The organism is Pelagimonas sp. KU-00592-HH (genome assembly GCF_040369695.1).
GTDB lineage: Bacteria > Pseudomonadota > Alphaproteobacteria > Rhodobacterales > Rhodobacteraceae > Shimia.
Genome location: NZ_BAABWM010000001.1, coordinates 900005 through 917034 on the forward strand (window position 1 = coordinate 900005; position 17030 = coordinate 917034).

Sequence of the window (17030 nt, forward strand, 5' to 3'; positions counted from 1 at the left end):
GCAGGATCACGAACCCATGGCGATGGAAAAAACCTTCAACGCGGCCGAAGCCGAAGGCCGCCTTTACGAGGCCTGGGAAAAGGCCGGATGTTTCACCGCGGGCGCCAATGCCAAACCCGGTGCCTCTACCTATTGCATCATGATCCCGCCCCCGAACGTGACTGGCGTTCTGCACATGGGGCACGCCTTCAACAACACGCTTCAGGACATCCTGATCCGCTGGAAACGCATGCAGGGCTTTGACACCCTCTGGCAGCCGGGCACCGACCACGCGGGCATCGCCACCCAGATGGTGGTCGAGCGCAAGCTCGCCGAAGCGGGCGAACCGGGCCGCCGCGATCTGGGACGCGAGAAGTTCCTTGAAAAGGTCTGGGACTGGAAAGCCCAGTCCGGTGGCACCATCATCAACCAGCTCAAGCGCCTTGGCGCCTCCTGCGACTTTGGCCGCACCGCCTTTACCATGTCCGGCGCCCCCGGCGCCCCCGAGGACGAAGCCCACGGCAACTTCCACGATGCCGTCATCAAGGTCTTCGTGGACATGTACAACAAGGGCTACATCTACCGCGGCAAACGCCTCGTGAACTGGGACCCGCATTTTGAAACCGCGATCTCGGATCTCGAAGTCGAGAACATCGAAGTCGCGGGCCACATGTGGCACTTCAAATACCCGCTGGCCGGTGGCGCGACCTACACCTACGTCGAGAAAGACGAAGACGGCAACGTCATCCTCGAGGAAGAGCGCGATTATATCTCGATCGCCACCACCCGCCCGGAAACCATGCTGGGCGACGGCGCGGTTGCGGTGCATCCCTCGGACGAACGCTATGCGCCTATCGTCGGCAAGCTCTGCGAAATCCCCGTGGGCCCGAAAGAACATCGCCGCCTGATCCCGATCATCACCGATGAATATCCCGATCCCGATTTCGGCTCGGGTGCGGTAAAGATCACCGGCGCGCATGACTTCAACGACTATCAGGTCGCCAAGCGTGGTGGCATCCCGATGTACCGCCTGATGGACATGAAGGGCCACATGCGGGCTGACGGCGCGCCCTATGCGGACGAAGCCGCCAAGGCACAGGGCCACGCCAAGGGTGCCGCGTTCACCGAGAACGAGGTCGACGCCATCAACCTCGTGCCCGACGACATTCGCGGCCTCGACCGTTTCGAAGCCCGCAAGATCGTGGTCCAGCAGATCACCGACGAAGGCCTCGCGGTGATGATCAAGGAAAGCTCCACCGACGAAGACGGCAACCTCGTTGAACAGATGGTGCCCTACGTCGAGAACAAGCCGATCATGCAGCCCTTCGGCGACCGCTCCAAGGTGGTCATCGAACCGATGCTGACCGACCAATGGTTCGTCGACGCCGAAAAGGTTGTCGGCCCGGCGCTGGATGCGGTGCGCAACGGCGACGTGAAAATCCTGCCGGAAAGCGGCGAAAAGGTTTACTACCACTGGCTGGAAAACATCGAACCCTGGTGTATCTCCCGTCAGCTCTGGTGGGGTCACCAGATCCCCGTTTGGTATGGCCTGAACCTCAAGGCTCAGGGTGTCTATGACGACGAAGGCGACGGTGTTCTCGACCTCGTGGAAATGGGTCGTCTGCTGGCCGACCAGCAACTTCTGATCGGCGACGAGACCCATCACTGCGCCGCCAGCTTTGATGAGGTGAAAGCCCAGTTCGCCGACGTCGAAGCTGCGCTGCCGACCCCGCTCAACAACGCTACCGTGATCGAAGTCGCGGACCGTGCCGAGGCGATCCAGAAGTTCGCGGCCGCCCTTGCCGAATACGAAGTCAGCCAGGACCCCACCAAACTGGTCTACCCGGTTTGGCGCGATGCCGACGTCCTCGACACCTGGTTCTCCTCCGGCCTCTGGCCGATCGGTACGCTTGGCTGGCCCGAGGACACCTCGGAGATGCAGAAGTATTTCCCGACCTCGACCCTCATCACCGGTCAGGACATCCTGTTCTTCTGGGTGGCCCGGATGATGATGATGCAACTCGCCGTCGTGGATCAGATTCCGTTCGACACCGTCTACTTGCACGGCCTCGTCCGCGATGCCAAGGGCAAGAAGATGTCGAAATCCACCGGCAACGTGGTCGACCCGCTGGAAATCATCGACGAATACGGTGCCGACGCCCTGCGTTTCACCAACGCGGCCATGGCCTCGCTGGGTGGGGTTCTGAAACTCGACATGCAGCGGATCGCGGGCTACCGCAACTTCGGCACCAAGATCTGGAACGCCGTCCGCTTTGCCGAGATGAACGAAGTCTACGCAAACGGCGCGCCTTCGGCCGAGGTTCCCGCTGCAACGGCCACCGTGAACAAGTGGATCATCGGCGAAACCGCGAAAATCCGCGAAACCGTCGATGCCGCCTTTGACAGCTTCCGCTTCAACGATGCGGCCCTTGGCCTCTATGCCTTTGTGTGGGGCAAGGTCTGCGACTGGTACGTGGAATTCTCCAAGCCGCTGCTGAACAGCGAAGACGACGCCATCAAGGCCGAAACCCGCGCCACCATGGGCTGGGTTCTCGACCAGTGCCTGATCATGCTGCACCCGATCATGCCCTTCATCACCGAAGAGCTCTGGGGCGAAACCGCAAGCCGCGACGGGATGCTGGTCCACGCCGACTGGCCTGCCTACAGCACCGATCTGGTAGACGGCGAGGCCGACCGCGAGATGAACTGGGTGATCTCGGTGATTGAAAACGTCCGCTCTGCCCGTTCGCAGATGCACGTTCCGGCCGGTCTCAAGGTGCCGATGCTGGTCAGCCAGCTGGACGAGGCAGGCAAGGGCGCATGGGCACGCAACGAGGCGCTGATCATGAAGCTGGCCCGCATCGACAGCCTGACCGAGGTTGCCGAATTCCCCAAAGGCTGCGCCACCGTGGCCGTCGAGGGCGGCACCTTCGGCCTGCCGCTGGCCGACATCATCGACGTGGACGAAGAAAAGGCCCGTCTCGAAAAGACCCTTGGCAAACTCGCCAAGGAACTGGGTGGCCTGCGCGGCCGTCTCAACAACCCGAAATTCGTGGCTTCGGCCCCGGAAGAGGTGGTTGAAGAAGCCCGCGAGAACCTCGCCGCCCGCGAAGAGGAAGAAGCCAAGCTCAAGGCGGCCCTGGAACGCCTTGCCGAGATCGGCTGATTCCCTTAACATATAAACAACCTTTCAGGGCGTCCCACCAAGGGGCGCCCTTTTCCTTTCACGAGGCCCCATGTCCAAATCCGCCTTTGACCGCTCCGATGCGCTGATCTTTTTCGGGGGCATCACCGCCCTCACCGCGATTTCCATCGACATCGTCCTGCCCGCAACCGGCGTGATCGCCCGCGACTTTGCTGTCGAAGACGCGATGGGCTCGCTGTTGATCGGGGCCTATTTCATCGCCTACGCGGTGGGTCAGCTGTTCTGGGGCCTGTTCTCGGACGCATTCGGCCGCCGTCTTGCGCTGATCCTCGCGCTGATCGGCTTCACCGCCTCGACCATTGCCTGCGCCATGGCACCGACCTTCGAATTCCTGATCTGGATGCGCGCCCTTCAGGGTCTGACCGGCGGCACCCCGGTGATTGCCCGCGCCATGGTACGGGATGTCTCCTCGGGCAACGAGGCCGCCAAGACACTGGCCGTGCTCACCGCCATCCTGACCATTGCCACCCTGATCGCTCCGGTGTTCGGCTCCGGCATGTTGGTGCTGTTCGAATGGCGCGCGATCTTCTGGGCGCTTGGCGGGTTGGGCATCGTCTTCTTGCTCTACACGATCTTCCTTCTGGAAGAGACCGGCGGCCAGCGTCGCCCCGAACGCTTTACCTATGGATTCGTCTCCACCGCCTCGCGCAAGCTGATGTCGATGAAGGCCTTCCTGATCCCGATGCTACTGGGCAGTTTCGCCTTCGCCGGCTATTCGGCCATGCTCTCGGTCGGGGCGGTTCTGACGGAAACGGTCTACGCGGTTTCGCCACAGGCCTTCGGCTCGCTCTTTGCCCTTGCCGCCCTCTCCAACACCGCAGGCGCCATGACCATACGCCGCCTCCTGCGCGACATTCCCGTTGCCCGCGTCAACGCCATGGCCGTCGCACTGATGGGCGTGGCAACGCTTGCCAGCCTGGCAACGGTCGTCACCACGCCGTCGCTGCCACTCTACTGGGGCATGATCTGCCTCTACGTGATGGCCTTCGGCATGGTCCTTCCCACCTCCGTCGCGTTGGCAATGGAGCCCGCAGGGGAAATGCCGGGGTTCGCCGCCTCGCTGATGGGGGCGATCCAGATGGGGTTCGGCGCGGCAGGCGCAGCCCTTGCCTCGGTCATCTTCGACGGATCGCACCGCGCCATCCCGATCATCATGGCCCTGTTCGGGGTACTGGCAGTGGCAACCTTCTTTGTAGGTCGCAAACCCGCCGCGGAATGATATAAGTCCCCCATGCTCAGCGGACTTCGAAAACTCATCGAACGGCAGATCCTCAAGGCAGAGGCCGAGGGCCAGTTGTCGGGCCTTGCTGGCGAAGGCAAACCGCTGCCCGAACGCCACCTGTTCGAGGATCCCGCAACCGCCGCAGGCCACCGCATCATGGCCGAAGCCGGTGTGGTCCCGCGTGAATTTGCCCTTAAGGAAGGCCTCGAAAAGGCCCGTGCCGCTTATCGCGACTGCACAGCCCCGGAACAGCGCAAAGACCTGATGGCGAAAATCGCCGATCTGGAAATGCGTTATGAAATGGAGCGCGACGCCTACCGCAAGTTCCTGCGATAGGTCAGTCTTTGAACACCGGCGCCCGCTTCTGCATGTTGGCGGCAACCACTTCCATCTGGTGCGGCTTGCCGATCAGGGCGGCCTGCGCCTTGCTTTCCTCGACCAGCACCGCATCAACGTCATGCAGATGGGCTTCGGCATAGCCGATCAGGGCCTTTGCCGAACGGATACCCGAGGGGCTCTTACCCGCGATCTGCTCGGCCAGCGCCATCGCCGCGGCCAGCGGATCGTCAGCCAGTTCCGTCACCAGCCCCCAGGCCTCGGCTTGCGCGGCATCCACCATCTCGTTGGTATAGGTCAGCTTGCGCAACACGTCAGAGCGCAACAGGCGCGGCAGGATCACCATCCCACCCATGTCCGGCACCAGACCCCACTTCATCTCGAGAACCGACAGGCGCGTTCCCGGCGCGGCGATGCGAATGTCCGCCCCAAGCGCGATCTGCAAACCGCCGCCCAGCACCACGCCCTGCAATGCCGCGATCACCGGAACGGGAACTTTCTGCCAGACCATGCAGACCTGCTGGAACCGGTTGCTGTCGCCGTGGCTGCGCGGCACCAGAACCTCGACCGGATCCTGCATCGCGAGCGCGCCAAAGCTCATCACGTCCAGCCCCGCACAAAAGGACTCGCCCTCGCCGGACAGAACCACCGCGCGGACATCCTTACGGTCAATCAGGCTCTCTCCCGCCTCGATAATCGCGTCGATCATCTTCGGGTCCAGCGCGTTCATCTTGTCACCGCGGGTCAGGGTGACACGGGCAATGTGGTTTTCAACGGTAACGGACACGCGCGACATAAGCTCTCTCCTCCGGCTGGGATGGCGGCAGTCTCGCCAATGCGCCAAACGAAATCCACCCTGACGTGAGGGCACAAACCGATGCAAAATCCCGCTTGCCCTGACACCGGCCTTGCGTCACTTTCCGCCCATGACCGGACCACGCTATACCGCCCTCGCCCAGACATTGCCCGCAACGGTGCCCTTCGTCGGCCCCGAAGCCCAGGAACGCGCCCAAGGAGAAGGCTTCCGCGCCCGCCTTGGTGCGAATGAGAACATCTTTGGCCCCTCGCCCCGCGCAATCGCGGCCATGAAAGACGCATCCGACGGCATCTGGATGTATGGCGACCCCGAAAGCCACGACCTGCGTCAGGCCCTGGCCAGCCATCACGGCATAGCACCCCAGAACCTCGTGGTGGGCGAAGGCATCGACGGGTTGCTGTGCTACCTCGTCCGCCTTGTCGTGGAACAGGGCGACGCGGTGGTCACCTCCGAAGGAGCATATCCGACGTTCAACTACCACGTCGCCGGTTTCGGCGGTGTTCTGCACAAGGTGCCTTACACGGACGACCACGAAGACCTCCCTGCCCTGATCGCCAAGGCCGCCGAGGTCGATGCCAAGCTGGTTTATTTCGCCAATCCCGACAACCCGATGGGCACATGGGTATCCGGCGACAGCATCAAGGCCGCGCTCGACACATTGCCTGATGGCACGCTACTGGTCTTGGACGAGGCCTATGTGGAATTTGCCCCCGAAGGCACCGCACCGGACCTCGACATCGAAGACCCGCGCGTGATCCGCATGCGCACCTTCTCCAAGGCCTACGGCATGGCAGGCGCACGCGTCGGCTATGCGATGGGTGCGGCCGATCTCATCCGCAACTTCGAGAAAATCCGCAATCACTTTGGCATGAACCGCGCGGCCCAGGCCGCGGCCCTCGAAGCCCTGAACGATCAGGCGTGGCTGGACACAACCTGCCGAAACGTCGCCGCATCCCGCGAGACCATTACCCGCATCGCCGCCGACAACGGTCTGTCTGCCCTTCCATCGGCCACCAACTTCGTTGCCATCGACTGCGGTCGCGACGGGGCCTATGCCAAGGCTGTCCTCGATGGGCTGGTGGCACGCGGCGTCTTTGTCCGCATGCCCTTTGTCACTCCCCAGAACCGCTGTATCCGCGTTAGCTGCGGACGCCCCGAAGACCTCGCCATCCTCGCCCGGGAACTGCCGCAGGTCTTGGCGGAACTCGGCTGATCACGCAGGCTCACGCGTCTTTCAACAGACATTTACCAATTCTGCGCTATCCTGTTTCCAAAGGAGAGCAAGAATGGCACGCCCCATCCAGCGCGTTGAGAACTATACGACACCGGCCCTTGTCATGGGCTTCGTCAACCTGATCTGGGTGTTCGGGGTGATCTGGGTCGTCTGGGGCCTGCCCGCCGTGATGCTGACAGGCCTTGCCATGAACTATGCGATCACCTTCCTCGAACGAAAGGTCCGGAACCGCTAGGCCCCGGAAACCACTTCAATCGCTGCATCCAGCGCACCATCGCCAAAGGGAATACTTAGGGCTTTCATGCCCGCCTGAACCGTGGACAGCATCCCAAGAACCATATGGGCGTTGACGTGCCCCATATGTCCAAAGCGGAAATACCCGTCGCCTTGCGGATCATCCGCATTCGACATGCCCAGCCCGATACCAAGGGTGACACCCGCGTTGGCTTCGGTCCAGCGGCGCAGGTCGGTGCCATGCGGCGCGCCGATATGCAGCGATGTCACGGCGTGGCTGCGCTTGGCCGGATCGGCAACATTCAGGGCAATCGGTCCACCCTGTCCCCAGGCCTCAACCGCGGCCCAGATCGCCCGCGCCAGTGTCTCGTGCCGCGCCCAGACGGCCTCGAGCCCTTCTTCCCGGACAATCATGTCCAGCGCCGCCCGCAGACCATAAAGGTGGTGCGTCGGGGCAGTGCCGCCAAAATACTGATAAAACGCTTCGGGCTCGGCACGTGGAGCCCAATCCCAGTAACGGCTCACACGCGGCATAGCGGCCCGCACGGCTGCGGCCTTGTCGTTGAAGAACACAAACCCCATGCCCGGCGGCACCATCAGCCCCTTTTGCGAGGCCGCCACCATCACGTCCACGCCCCAGGCGTCCATCTCGAAACGGTCACACCCCAAAGAGGCAATGCAATCCGCCATCAAAAGCGCCGGATGCTCCGCCGCATCCATCGCCGCACGCAGGCCCTGCACGTCCGTCTTTAGGGATGTCGACGTATCGACATGCACACCCAACACCGCCTTGATCTCATGCGCCTCGTCAGCCGCCAGAATCCCCTGCACCCGCCCAAGATCCATTCCGTCCTTCAGTCCGAAATCAACCACCTCTACCTCGGCCCCGATGCCGCGCGCCATCTCGGCCCAACCCATGCCGAACAGACCCGTCGCAGGCACCAGAACCTTTTCTCCGGGGGCCACCACGTTCGACAGCGCCGCCTCCCAGGCGGCATGGCCGTTGCCGATATAAATCGTTGCAAAGTGTCGCGTGCCCGCCACCTGCTTCAAATCGTCGATAAGCCCGGCGGTCATATCGACCACCTCGCCCTCATAGATGTTCGGCGCCGCCCGGTGCATTTCGCGCAGCACCCGGTCAGGCATCACCGATGGCCCCGGAATGGCCAGATAGCTTCGTCCGTTGGATAGTGTCATGTTCTGCTCCCTTGAATGGCAAACACTACGCCCAACAATTGCGTCGTCAATCTCCCGCTCACGTTTTTCCGCAGGCTTGCCCCCCCTTCCCCCTTGCAGTAGGCAGCAGCACGGCGACAACTGGACAAAACGCGGGGGCACTGCGTAAAGTTCCCAAGGATCTCTGCGGTCGCCAACCGCGAAAGAACAAGGTGCAAGCGACGTGAGCGAGACCGACAAGACCGAAAGCAAACCGGGCAAGGGCCTTCTCGTCTGGTTGTGGCGGAGCTTCCTCAAAAAATACGCCTGGCTGCTCCTGATCTCGATCTTCTTCATGGCCATCGAAGGCTCAATGCTGGGCGCACTCAGCTACATGATGAAGCCGATGTTCGACAACGTCTTTGCCACCGGCAACACGGGCGCACTCTGGACGGTTGGTCTGATCTTTCTTGGCATCTTCTGCACCCGTGGCCTGTCGGGCCTGGTCCAGAAGGTCACCATGTCTCACATTGCCCAGAACACCGCCGCCGACGTACGCCGCAAGCTGCTGGAACGGATGATGATCCAGGACAACAGCTTTCACCAAACCCACCCACCCGGCTACCTGATCCAGCGTGTCCAGACCGACGTGCAATCCATCAACAACGTCTGGTCCGCGGTCATCACCGGCGCGGGGCGTGACACGATCTCGCTCATCGCGCTTCTTGGCGTCGCCATCAGCATTGACTGGAAATGGACCGTCGTCGCCCTGATCGGCACCCCGATCCTGATCCTGCCCACCGTTGCCGCCCAGCGGTTCGTCCGCCGTCGCGCCCGCGAGGCACGGGACCTTGGCGCAACCCTGGCGACGCGGCTCGACGAGGTGTTCCACGGCATCATTCCCGTCAAACTGAATCGTCTTGAGGACTACCAGTCCAACCGCTTCAACGAGATCACCAACACCTATGTGAAAACTGAAGTGCGCGTCATGGCGGGCTCTGCAACCATCACCGCGATGGCAGATGTCATGGCCGGCCTCGGCTTCCTCGCGGTCCTCATCTTCGGCGGTGGCGAAATCATTTCCGGCGAAAAAACCGTTGGTCAGTTCATGAGTTTCTTCACCGCCATCGGCTTTGCCTTCGAACCATTGCGGCGACTCGGCGCGATCTCGGGCATCTGGCAGGTTGCGGCCTCCGGCATCGAGCGCATCAAGGAACTGATCGAAAGCGAACCGACACTGGTCTCGCCCAGGAACCCGATGCCCGCGCCACAGGGCACACCGGAAATCCGCCTCGAAGCTACGAAACTCGCCTATGGCGACGCAAAGGTTCTACGTGGCGCGACCTTCACCGCCGAGGCTGGCAAGACCACCGCTATTGTCGGCGCCTCGGGCGCAGGCAAATCCACCGTCTTCAACCTCTTGACCCGCCTTGTCGATCCCCAATCAGGCCGTGTCACAATCGGCGGCGTACCGACCGGCGCCATGCGGCTTGAAGACCTGCGCGACATGTTCTCTGTTGTCTCGCAAGAGGCCCTCCTCTTCGACGAAACCGTGCGCGAGAACATCGTGCTGGGCCGCACCGACGTCAGCGAAGCCAAGCTGAAATCGGCCCTCGACGCGGCCCATGTCACCGACTTCCTCAAGAAGCTGCCGCAAGGTCTTGATACCCCGGTTGGACCGCGCGGCACCAACCTGTCAGGCGGCCAGCGTCAGCGCGTCGTGATCGCGCGTGCGCTCCTGCGCAACACCCCGATCCTCCTGCTGGACGAGGCCACCAGCGCGCTGGATGCCCAGTCGGAAACCGTGGTGCAGGAAGCCCTCGACAAGCTCGCCAAAGGACGGACCACCCTTGTGATCGCCCACCGTCTCAGCACCGTGCGCGAAGCCGACAAGATCGTGGTCATGGACAAGGGTCAGGTGGTCGACGAAGGCACCCATGACGAGTTGATCGCGCGTGGCGGCATCTATGCCAGCCTATACAACATGCAGTTCAACACCGACGGCATGACCGCCGAAGAACGCGCCATGAAAAACGCCATCGTGACCGAACCCGCCACAGATACAGCGCCCCGCAGCTGGTTTGGCCGCATCCTCGGCCGCCTTGTGGGTTAACGCCGGTAGGCGTCGGCCAGTTTCTCGGGCGATACCCCGGTAAAGTACCGGGCAAGCGTCCAAAGGTTGCGCCCGCCCCGGCGCAGCCATCCTTGCCGCACGTATTTCCCGGCGCTGGTCACGGCATGGGCCTGCAAAAGCACCATCCGCCCCTTTAGCGCCCGCGCCAGCGCCACATCCTCCATCAACGGGATATCAGGGTAGCCGCCCACTTCGGTATAGAGAGCGCGGCTCACCAACATGCCCTGATCCCCGTAAGGCAACCCCAAAAGGCGTGACCTTAGATTGGCCCATCCTGCCACGATGCGGGGCGCCAGCCCTTTGCGATCAAAACACAGCTTGAAATAGCCCGCCTTCTCGCTGGACAGATGCCCAGCCACCACGTCACTCCAGCCTTCCGCCAACTGCGTATCCGCGTGCAGCGCAAGCACCCAGTCGCCTTTCGACGCGGCAACCCCGGCCCGCAACTGCCCGCCGCGCGAGGGGGCCGATTGAACAACCGTCGCCCCGGCCTCTTCCGCGATCTTCACGGTCTCATCCATTGAGCCGCCATCCACGATCACCAACTCGCGGATCACCCCGGCGTTCAACCCTTCAAACAGCGCTGCCAGACAACCAGGCAAGGCCGCCTCGGCATTCAGCGTCGGGATCACAACCGAGATTGGTGCGCGCATTTCTCTCTCCTGCCCTGTTGCATGGCCGCATTCTCTCTATATGACTCTGGGAACAAGGAACAGGACCGCGACAGATGACCCAGCGCACGATTTTTTCACTTACCGGACCGGACACCCAGCATTTTCTGCAGGGGCTTGTCACCAACGATATCGAACGGTTGCAGGACGGTCTGGTCTACGCGGCGATCCTGACACCGCAGGGCAAGTATCTCGCGGATTTCTTCCTTGTGCCTGCGGATGACTCCATCTTGCTCGATGTAGATACCTCTCTGGCGACTGGCCTCATGACCCGCCTCAACATGTACAAACTGCGCGCCGACGTGACGATTTCCGAAACCGGCCTGCACCTGCATCGCGGCCTAGACGCGGTGCCCGCCGATGGCTTTGCCGACCCGCGGCATCCCGAACTGGGCTGGCGCGCCTATCGCGACACCCCGCAGGACACCGACACCACCGACTGGGACGCCCTGCGCGTGGCCCATTGTGTCCCGGAAACTGGCATCGAACTTACGCCTGACACCTATATTCTCGAGGCGGGTTTCGAACGCCTGCACGGCGTCGATTTCCGCAAGGGCTGTTACGTTGGGCAAGAAGTGACCGCGCGCATGAAGCACAAGACCGAACTGCGCAAAGGTCTGGCCGTCGTCAACGTCTCGGGCGAGGCCACCGCCGGAACCCCCATTCAACGCAATGACCGCGACATCGGCACCCTGCTCACCCGCTCGGGTGACAAGGCCATCGCTTACCTGCGCTTTGACCGCGCTGGCGATGACATGACAGCCGGAAGTGCCACGGTTCAGCTTGCAGAATGACACCCCCCCTTGAACAGGCGGCTGCAAAGGTTTTCGGGGTCTCCCCGACGAACCAGCGCCGCCTGCACGGCGGTGACCTCTCCGAAGTCTGGCACCTTACCTTCTCGGACGGCCAGGAGGTGATCGCAAAGCGCGGCACCTGCGTCGCGACAGAAGGTCGGATGCTGGCCGCCATGTCCCGGTCCCGGGCTCCGGTGCCAGAGGTGCTAGGTGAGGCTGCAAGCACCCTCTTCCTGCAATACATCGCGGAAACGCCCGGCTCGGAAACGGCATGGCGCACCCTTGGAGCCGGTCTTCGTCAACTGCATGACACGCAGGGCGCCGCCTATGGCTGGTCAGAAGACTATGCATTTGGCGATGTCGCCATTCACAACACGCAATCAGACGACTGGCCAGCATTCTGGGCGAGCAACCGCATCCTGCCCTTTCTGCCACATGTGCCTACGGACATTGCCCATCGCCTCGAAAACCTTGTCCCCCACCTTCAGGACCTCCTGCCCACCAAACCACCAGCCTCGCTTCTTCACGGTGACCTCTGGACCGGGAACGCCCTCTTTTCCGGCAATCAGGCCTTCCTGATCGACCCGGCCTGCTACTACGGCGATGCAGAAGTCGACCTTGCGATGTTGCACTTGTTCGGCACACCGCCCCGCGCTTTTTATGACGGATATGGCGAGATCGCGCCTGACATCCTCGAACGACGCCCCGCCTACCAGCTCTGGCCCGCCCTCGTGCACCTGCGCCTGTTTGGTGCCTCCTACCGCTCAATGGTGAATGACTGCCTCACCAAACTCGGCGCATGAAAAAGGCCCGCCCCGAAAGGCAGGCCCAAATCACTTGGAAACAGCCTGAAATCAGGCGCGTTCCGAATATTCCATGGTCTCGGTGTTGACGATGATCGCCTCACCCGTGCCAACAAACGGCGGCACCATTACGCGCACGCCATTGTCCAGCAGTGCAGGCTTGAACGAGTTCGCCGCGGTCTGCCCCTTAACAACCGGCTCGGTCTCTTCGATGGTGCAGGTCACCTTCTGGGGCAGCGTGGCATTCAGCGCCTCGCTCTCGTAGAATTCCACGACGATGGTCATGCCGTCTTGCAGGAACGGACGACGTTCCCCCAGCAGGTCCGCCGGAAGCTGGATCTGCTCATAGGTCTCGGTGTCCATGAAGATCAGCATGCCGTCATCCTCATAGAGGAATTGCTGGTCTTTCTGCTCCAGACGTACGCGCTCGACCTTATCGGCGCTGCGGAAACGCTCGTTCAGCTTGGAACCGTTGCGAAGGTTGCGCATTTCCACCTGGGCAAATGCCCCACCCTTGCCGGGCTTGACGTGGTCGACTTTGACGGCAGCCCAAAGACCACCGCTGTGCTCCAGCACGTTGCCGGGGCGAATTTCATTACCGTTGATTTTGGGCATGTGACAAAACCATGACTTAAAGGTTGATCGGAATTTGCACGCACCTATATCTGGCAGGTTGACATGTGGCAAGGCACCGATCTCGTTGTGCAGCTGCAGAAAGATATGCACAATTTGCATAGAAGATATGCAAAACCGCACTACCCGAATCAATACAACTACGCCATAAGGGGCGCCACGCCGAAAAGACAAGAGCAATAATACAAGGACGACGAGATGCGAGATTTCGTTGATGGTACGGCTTTCAATAATGAACAGGGCAACCGTGCTCGCAAGCTTTTTGCGGCCGTTGTTCTTGCCGCACTTGATGATGCCATTGCCGACGACAAAAAGTACGGTAACGGCCCTGAACAAATCGCCCGCTGGGCCCGTTCGCGCGATGGCCGCGAAGTGCTGAGCTGTGCCGGTATCGATCCGAACGAACGTGTCGTTCAGGGTCTGATGGAATTCGTGGGCAAAGGTGTTCGCACCTCGGTTGCCCTGTCGCGTGAAGAAAGCGAGCGCCGCAACGCTGCGCAACAGGCCGAAGCCGCCTGATCCTTTCGCACGTTTTTAGAAGAATGGCGCGCCGCTTTCAGGCGCGCTTTTCTTTTGTCTATTGCCTACAGCAGGCGCGATTTCTACAGCCGGGAAAAGACGGGCTCAGTCCAGATCATGCGCCGCCAGCGCACGATGGATTTCGCGGCGTACCAGCTTGCGGACATTGCGAGTGATGCGCTCCCCCAGCGCACCCTGCAGTTCCTGCCGAACAATATCGGCAACCAGATCGCGTAATGAACCCTCATCCAGCGTGACGACACTGTCGTCATTCAGATCGCCCAGGTCCATTTCATCCGCAGCAGCCGTCTCCACGGCGCGATGCACACCGGACACGGCCTCTTGCTCAAGCTGCTGCGCCAGCCCCTCAAGCACGTCCTCGGACGTCTCCGCATCTTCATCGGAAAGTTCGGCAACACCTTCTTCCAATGCCTCGACCGCTGGGGCGGCATCTTCAGGTGCAATATCCGGCTCTGCCGCGGTTTCCACCTCGGGCGCCTCGACCTCTTCGGCATCTTCCCATTGAAGACGCTCGACATCGGTGCCCGCGTATTCGCTGTCCCCAGCCTCATCAGGCTCATAAGGAGCCGCATCAATCTCGCTCAGGTGCTCCCAACGAACAATCCGCGCATCCAGCTCTTTGGCACGCTCAAGTGCAATACCGTCTTCGACTTCGTCCTCTGCAACATCTTCCACCGCAACGAATGGCGCTTCCTCCACGGCCTCCGCCACTTCAAAAGTCGCGCCGGGATCTTCCCACGCGTGATCGTGCGCCTCTGAAAGTGCGGCCTCGGCTTCCTCGCTCGCACCATTTTCAATCGCTTCTAGATCGGCCTCGACATTGCGCAAGATGTCGTCCGAGGGCTCGTCCTCAACCTCAGCCACACGCAGGGCCGGCGTCAGAACAAGCCGGTCATCGATTTCAGGCTCCGGGGTGGCCGCGATCTCAGCCGCAATCGCCGTTTCGGGCTTTTCCATGTCTTCGGCAGGCGCAGTACGGCTTCCCTCGGACACCAGCCGACGGATCGACGACAGAACGTCTTCGATTTCTACATTCGTTACAGGGTTAGACATACCAATTCACCACTCTTGCCTCCGGGCAAGTGTAGCCTCAGCCCACAATCCGCACAACAGATAGGAAGAATTGTTATTCTTTTCCCAATGCGCGCAACACGTTATCCAGCTGCTTACCGCGCTTGGATTTCATCGCAGGCGCATCCTTGACCATATTATAATAGGCTTCGGGATCGTATTGCTCGACCTTGAGGTTGAGATGATCCGCCGTCAAAAGCCCCATGGATGCAAGCAGGCTATAGGCCGCCGTGATCTTGCCGGTCTGCGCAGTGATGCGATTCGATTCGGCGTCCAGCAGGTCTTGCTCTGCAATCAGAACATCCAGAGTCGTGCGCGATCCCAGCTTGGCCTCCTCGCGCACACCATCAAAGGCGATCCGCGAAGCCTCGATCTGACGTCCACTTGCTTCCAACTGCGCACCGGCTGCGGCCAGCGTCGCCCAGGCAACCCCCGCATTCTCGCGCACCGAATGGCGCACCACGTGCAGGTTGCCCTTTTGGGCATCCCGGTTGGCCATCGCCTGACGGATCAGCGCCGAGAGACGGCCGCCCTGATAAATCGGCGCTTCCAGTCCAAGAGAAACCGAACCGCCGTTGGAATAAAAGTTCGAATGCCCAAGGTCCTGGGTCAAGGTCACACCGCTATTCAGCCGCACAGTCGGCTTCAACGCGGCTTCGGCCCGCTGCACGCCAAATTCTGCAGCCTTGATGTTATGCTGCACGGCCCGCAGGTCCGGGTGACCGCGTACTGCGATCTGCTTGGCCTCTTCAGACCGTGCTGGCGTCGAGGGGGCACCACGCGGTGCAACAAGCGCACCCGGCGCATGCCCGACAGCCGCTGCATATTGTTCCTTCGACTGCATCAGGTTGCCTTGGGCAACCGCGAGCTCAGCACGCCCACCGGCAAGGCGCGCTTCCGCAAGCGCCACATCGGTCCGGGTGACTTCCCCCACTTCGAAACGATCTTTCGCAGCCTGAAGCTCACGCGATACCAGGCGCAGGTTGTTGCGGCGCAGCTCGACGATCTGCGCATCACGCACCACATTCATATAGGCCTGCACCGCTTGCAGAAGAACATTCTGCTCAACCGAAACCAGCTGCTGGCGTGTGGCCAAAACGGTTTGCTTGGATGCTTCAACCGCCGCCTGGGTGGCGCCGCCATCGTACAGCAGCAGGCTGAAACTCAGGCCAAGCTCGACCTCCGTAGCCGCGCTGACACGTGAAAAACCACCGGTCTGAGAGCTTGCGGAGTTGCCATAGCGTCGCCCAACCGATCCCGTCCAGTTAATCACCGGGCGCAACAAGGCAAAGGTCGCGGCAACGTCTTCATCAGCAGCCCGCAGAAGGGCACGGTTCTGTTGCAGAAGACCGCTGTGGTTATAAGCGCTGACCAGCGCCTCCCCAAGGGTCTCCGCGGCGACTTGGACAGGCGCCGCCGCCATGAGTGCCAGGGCTGCAACGCCCGCTTTCACCGATTTCGCAAACCCCAGAGCCATCCGCTCTCCCCCGTTACTGTCCTGCCGCTTTGCAGCTTTTTTGTTTTACAGCGTGAAGGCCCGATGCTTTTCAAAGCCCGGCAACACCGGCGCACCGGCATTGAACGCCTGACGCCAGTTCATCACGCCGTCAATCTTGTAGCCAACACGCACGACACCCAACGCGCCGTCCATGAACAAAGATACGATCCGACCGCCTTCTTTCAACTGGTCAAGCAGACTGTCGGGCATAATTTCTACCGCGCCTTCCACGACGATCACGTCATAGGGACCATGTTCAGCGGCACCGGCCACCAACTCGCCCTGGTGCATAATCACGTTGTCCGCGCCGAACTCGGCCAGCGCCGCCTGCGCGTCGGCCACGCGGTCCTCATCGTCTTCCACCGCGACCACAGCTTCCGCCATGCGGGCAATAACCGCCGCCGAATACCCAAGGCCCGAACCGATATCCAAGACCAGCTCGTCATTTTGAATGTCCAGCGCATCCAGCATCTTCGAAAGACAGCGCGCATCCAGCACGACGCGACCGGTATCCAGGGTCACATGTTCCCCGACATAGGCTGCGTCACGCTTGTCACGTGGCACGAAATTCTCCCGTGGAACTGCAAGCAGGGCATCGATAACGGTGTATTTGGTCACATCCGCCGGACGAACCTGTGTATCTACCATTGTGGTGCGAAGGGTCTTGTAGTCGGTCATCTTAACTAAACTCGTTCGTTCAGACT

General features: G+C 61.4%; 16 protein-coding genes. 9 read left to right on the plus strand and 7 right to left on the minus strand.

Annotation, left to right across the window (positions count from 1 at the left end):
* Positions 1 to 16 precede the first annotated feature (16 nt).
* The 3 genes from ABWV42_RS04440 to ABWV42_RS04450 all read left to right on the plus strand — a co-directional run bounded on the left by ABWV42_RS04440 (position 17) and on the right by ABWV42_RS04450 (position 4742).
* The gene (locus ABWV42_RS04440; RefSeq protein WP_353339049.1) at positions 17 to 3145 is read left to right on the plus strand and encodes a valine--tRNA ligase; all 3129 of its coding nucleotides are present in this window, start codon (positions 17 to 19) and stop codon (positions 3143 to 3145) included.
* Between the two features lie 70 nt (positions 3146 to 3215).
* On the plus strand, positions 3216 to 4403 hold the full coding sequence (locus tag ABWV42_RS04445; RefSeq protein WP_353339050.1) for an MFS transporter: 1188 nt from the start codon (positions 3216 to 3218) through the stop codon (positions 4401 to 4403).
* Between the two features lie 12 nt (positions 4404 to 4415).
* Positions 4416 to 4742 carry a DnaJ family domain-containing protein gene (locus ABWV42_RS04450; RefSeq protein WP_353339051.1) on the plus strand — a complete coding sequence of 109 codons (327 nt, stop codon included), beginning with the start codon at positions 4416 to 4418 and terminating at the stop codon, positions 4740 to 4742.
* Between the two features lies 1 nt (position 4743).
* Here ABWV42_RS04450 and ABWV42_RS04455 read toward each other — a convergent pair whose 3' ends face one another.
* The gene (locus tag ABWV42_RS04455; RefSeq protein WP_353339052.1) at positions 4744 to 5538 is read right to left on the minus strand and encodes a crotonase/enoyl-CoA hydratase family protein; all 795 of its coding nucleotides are present in this window, start codon (positions 5536 to 5538) and stop codon (positions 4744 to 4746) included.
* 130 nt (positions 5539 to 5668) lie between these two features.
* Here ABWV42_RS04455 and ABWV42_RS04460 point away from each other — a divergent pair, with 130 nt between their 5' ends.
* On the plus strand, positions 5669 to 6772 hold the full coding sequence (locus tag ABWV42_RS04460) for a pyridoxal phosphate-dependent aminotransferase (RefSeq protein WP_353339053.1): 1104 nt from the start codon (positions 5669 to 5671) through the stop codon (positions 6770 to 6772).
* Positions 6773 to 6845: 73 nt separating this feature from the next.
* On the plus strand, positions 6846 to 7028 hold the full coding sequence (locus ABWV42_RS04465) for a histidinol phosphate aminotransferase (protein WP_353339054.1): 183 nt from the start codon (positions 6846 to 6848) through the stop codon (positions 7026 to 7028).
* Here the strand turns inward: ABWV42_RS04465 and ABWV42_RS04470 are convergent.
* Positions 7025 to 8224 (minus strand): pyridoxal-phosphate-dependent aminotransferase family protein, encoded by a 1200-nt coding sequence (locus ABWV42_RS04470; protein WP_353339055.1) that lies wholly within the window; start codon positions 8222 to 8224, stop codon positions 7025 to 7027. The two genes, ABWV42_RS04465 and ABWV42_RS04470, sit on opposite strands and share 4 nt — an antisense overlap.
* Positions 8225 to 8426: 202 nt before the next feature.
* On the opposite strand from ABWV42_RS04470, the gene ABWV42_RS04475 reads away from it, so the two are divergent.
* Positions 8427 to 10295 carry an ABC transporter ATP-binding protein gene (locus ABWV42_RS04475; protein WP_353339056.1) on the plus strand — a complete coding sequence of 623 codons (1869 nt, stop codon included), beginning with the start codon at positions 8427 to 8429 and terminating at the stop codon, positions 10293 to 10295.
* Here ABWV42_RS04475 and ABWV42_RS04480 read toward each other — a convergent pair.
* Positions 10292 to 10969 (minus strand): TIGR04283 family arsenosugar biosynthesis glycosyltransferase, encoded by a 678-nt coding sequence (locus tag ABWV42_RS04480; RefSeq protein ID WP_353339057.1) that lies wholly within the window; start codon positions 10967 to 10969, stop codon positions 10292 to 10294. The genes ABWV42_RS04475 and ABWV42_RS04480 overlap by 4 nt on opposite strands.
* 74 nt (positions 10970 to 11043) lie before the next feature.
* On the opposite strand from ABWV42_RS04480, the gene ygfZ reads away from it, so the two are divergent.
* Together ygfZ and ABWV42_RS04490 are read left to right on the plus strand one after the other, a co-directional pair.
* Complete coding sequence (gene ygfZ, locus ABWV42_RS04485; RefSeq protein WP_353339058.1) at positions 11044 to 11781, plus strand: CAF17-like 4Fe-4S cluster assembly/insertion protein YgfZ; 738 nt, start codon at positions 11044 to 11046, stop codon at positions 11779 to 11781.
* Entirely contained in the window at positions 11778 to 12584 is an 807-nt protein-coding gene (locus tag ABWV42_RS04490; protein ID WP_353339059.1) for a fructosamine kinase family protein, read from the plus strand. The genes ygfZ and ABWV42_RS04490 overlap by 4 nt, the downstream gene beginning before the upstream one ends.
* Positions 12585 to 12635: 51 nt before the next feature.
* Here the strand turns inward: ABWV42_RS04490 and efp are convergent, their stop codons facing one another.
* A complete protein-coding gene (gene efp / locus ABWV42_RS04495; protein ID WP_255104499.1) occupies positions 12636 to 13199 on the minus strand; it encodes an elongation factor P in 564 nt (187 codons plus the stop codon).
* 216 nt (positions 13200 to 13415) lie between these two features.
* Between efp and ABWV42_RS04500 the strand changes: the two genes are divergently transcribed.
* Complete coding sequence (locus tag ABWV42_RS04500; protein ID WP_243614643.1) at positions 13416 to 13736, plus strand: DUF6280 family protein; 321 nt, start codon at positions 13416 to 13418, stop codon at positions 13734 to 13736.
* 105 nt (positions 13737 to 13841) lie between these two features.
* On the opposite strand, the gene ABWV42_RS04505 is transcribed toward ABWV42_RS04500, so the two are convergent.
* The 3 genes from ABWV42_RS04505 to ABWV42_RS04515 form a co-directional block, all read right to left on the minus strand.
* Entirely contained in the window at positions 13842 to 14810 is a 969-nt protein-coding gene (locus tag ABWV42_RS04505; protein WP_353339060.1) for a hypothetical protein, read from the minus strand.
* Between the two features lie 73 nt (positions 14811 to 14883).
* Complete coding sequence (locus ABWV42_RS04510) at positions 14884 to 16305, minus strand: TolC family outer membrane protein (protein ID WP_353339061.1); 1422 nt, start codon at positions 16303 to 16305, stop codon at positions 14884 to 14886.
* 45 nt (positions 16306 to 16350) lie between these two features.
* Positions 16351 to 17004 (minus strand): protein-L-isoaspartate O-methyltransferase family protein, encoded by a 654-nt coding sequence (locus tag ABWV42_RS04515; protein WP_255104493.1) that lies wholly within the window; start codon positions 17002 to 17004, stop codon positions 16351 to 16353.
* Between the last annotated feature and the right edge of the window lie 26 nt (positions 17005 to 17030).

Coding starts and splice junctions, on each gene's coding strand:
- ABWV42_RS04445 (WP_353339050.1), top strand. CDS start 3,216: ATGTCCAAATCCGCCTTTGACCGCTCCGATGCGCTGATCTTTTTCGGG.
- efp (WP_255104499.1), bottom strand. CDS start 13,199: ATGCCCAAAATCAACGGTAATGAAATTCGCCCCGGCAACGTGCTGGAG.
- ABWV42_RS04510 (WP_353339061.1), bottom strand. CDS start 16,305: ATGGCTCTGGGGTTTGCGAAATCGGTGAAAGCGGGCGTTGCAGCCCTG.
- ABWV42_RS04505 (WP_353339060.1), bottom strand. CDS start 14,810: ATGTCTAACCCTGTAACGAATGTAGAAATCGAAGACGTTCTGTCGTCG.
- ABWV42_RS04440 (WP_353339049.1), top strand. CDS start 17: ATGGCGATGGAAAAAACCTTCAACGCGGCCGAAGCCGAAGGCCGCCTT.
- ABWV42_RS04450 (WP_353339051.1), top strand. CDS start 4,416: ATGCTCAGCGGACTTCGAAAACTCATCGAACGGCAGATCCTCAAGGCA.
- ABWV42_RS04490 (WP_353339059.1), top strand. CDS start 11,778: ATGACACCCCCCCTTGAACAGGCGGCTGCAAAGGTTTTCGGGGTCTCC.
- ABWV42_RS04470 (WP_353339055.1), bottom strand. CDS start 8,224: ATGACACTATCCAACGGACGAAGCTATCTGGCCATTCCGGGGCCATCG.
- ABWV42_RS04480 (WP_353339057.1), bottom strand. CDS start 10,969: ATGCGCGCACCAATCTCGGTTGTGATCCCGACGCTGAATGCCGAGGCG.
- ABWV42_RS04460 (WP_353339053.1), top strand. CDS start 5,669: ATGACCGGACCACGCTATACCGCCCTCGCCCAGACATTGCCCGCAACG.
- ABWV42_RS04500 (WP_243614643.1), top strand. CDS start 13,416: ATGCGAGATTTCGTTGATGGTACGGCTTTCAATAATGAACAGGGCAAC.
- ABWV42_RS04465 (WP_353339054.1), top strand. CDS start 6,846: ATGGCACGCCCCATCCAGCGCGTTGAGAACTATACGACACCGGCCCTT.
- ABWV42_RS04455 (WP_353339052.1), bottom strand. CDS start 5,538: ATGTCGCGCGTGTCCGTTACCGTTGAAAACCACATTGCCCGTGTCACC.
- ABWV42_RS04515 (WP_255104493.1), bottom strand. CDS start 17,004: ATGACCGACTACAAGACCCTTCGCACCACAATGGTAGATACACAGGTT.
- ygfZ (WP_353339058.1), top strand. CDS start 11,044: ATGACCCAGCGCACGATTTTTTCACTTACCGGACCGGACACCCAGCAT.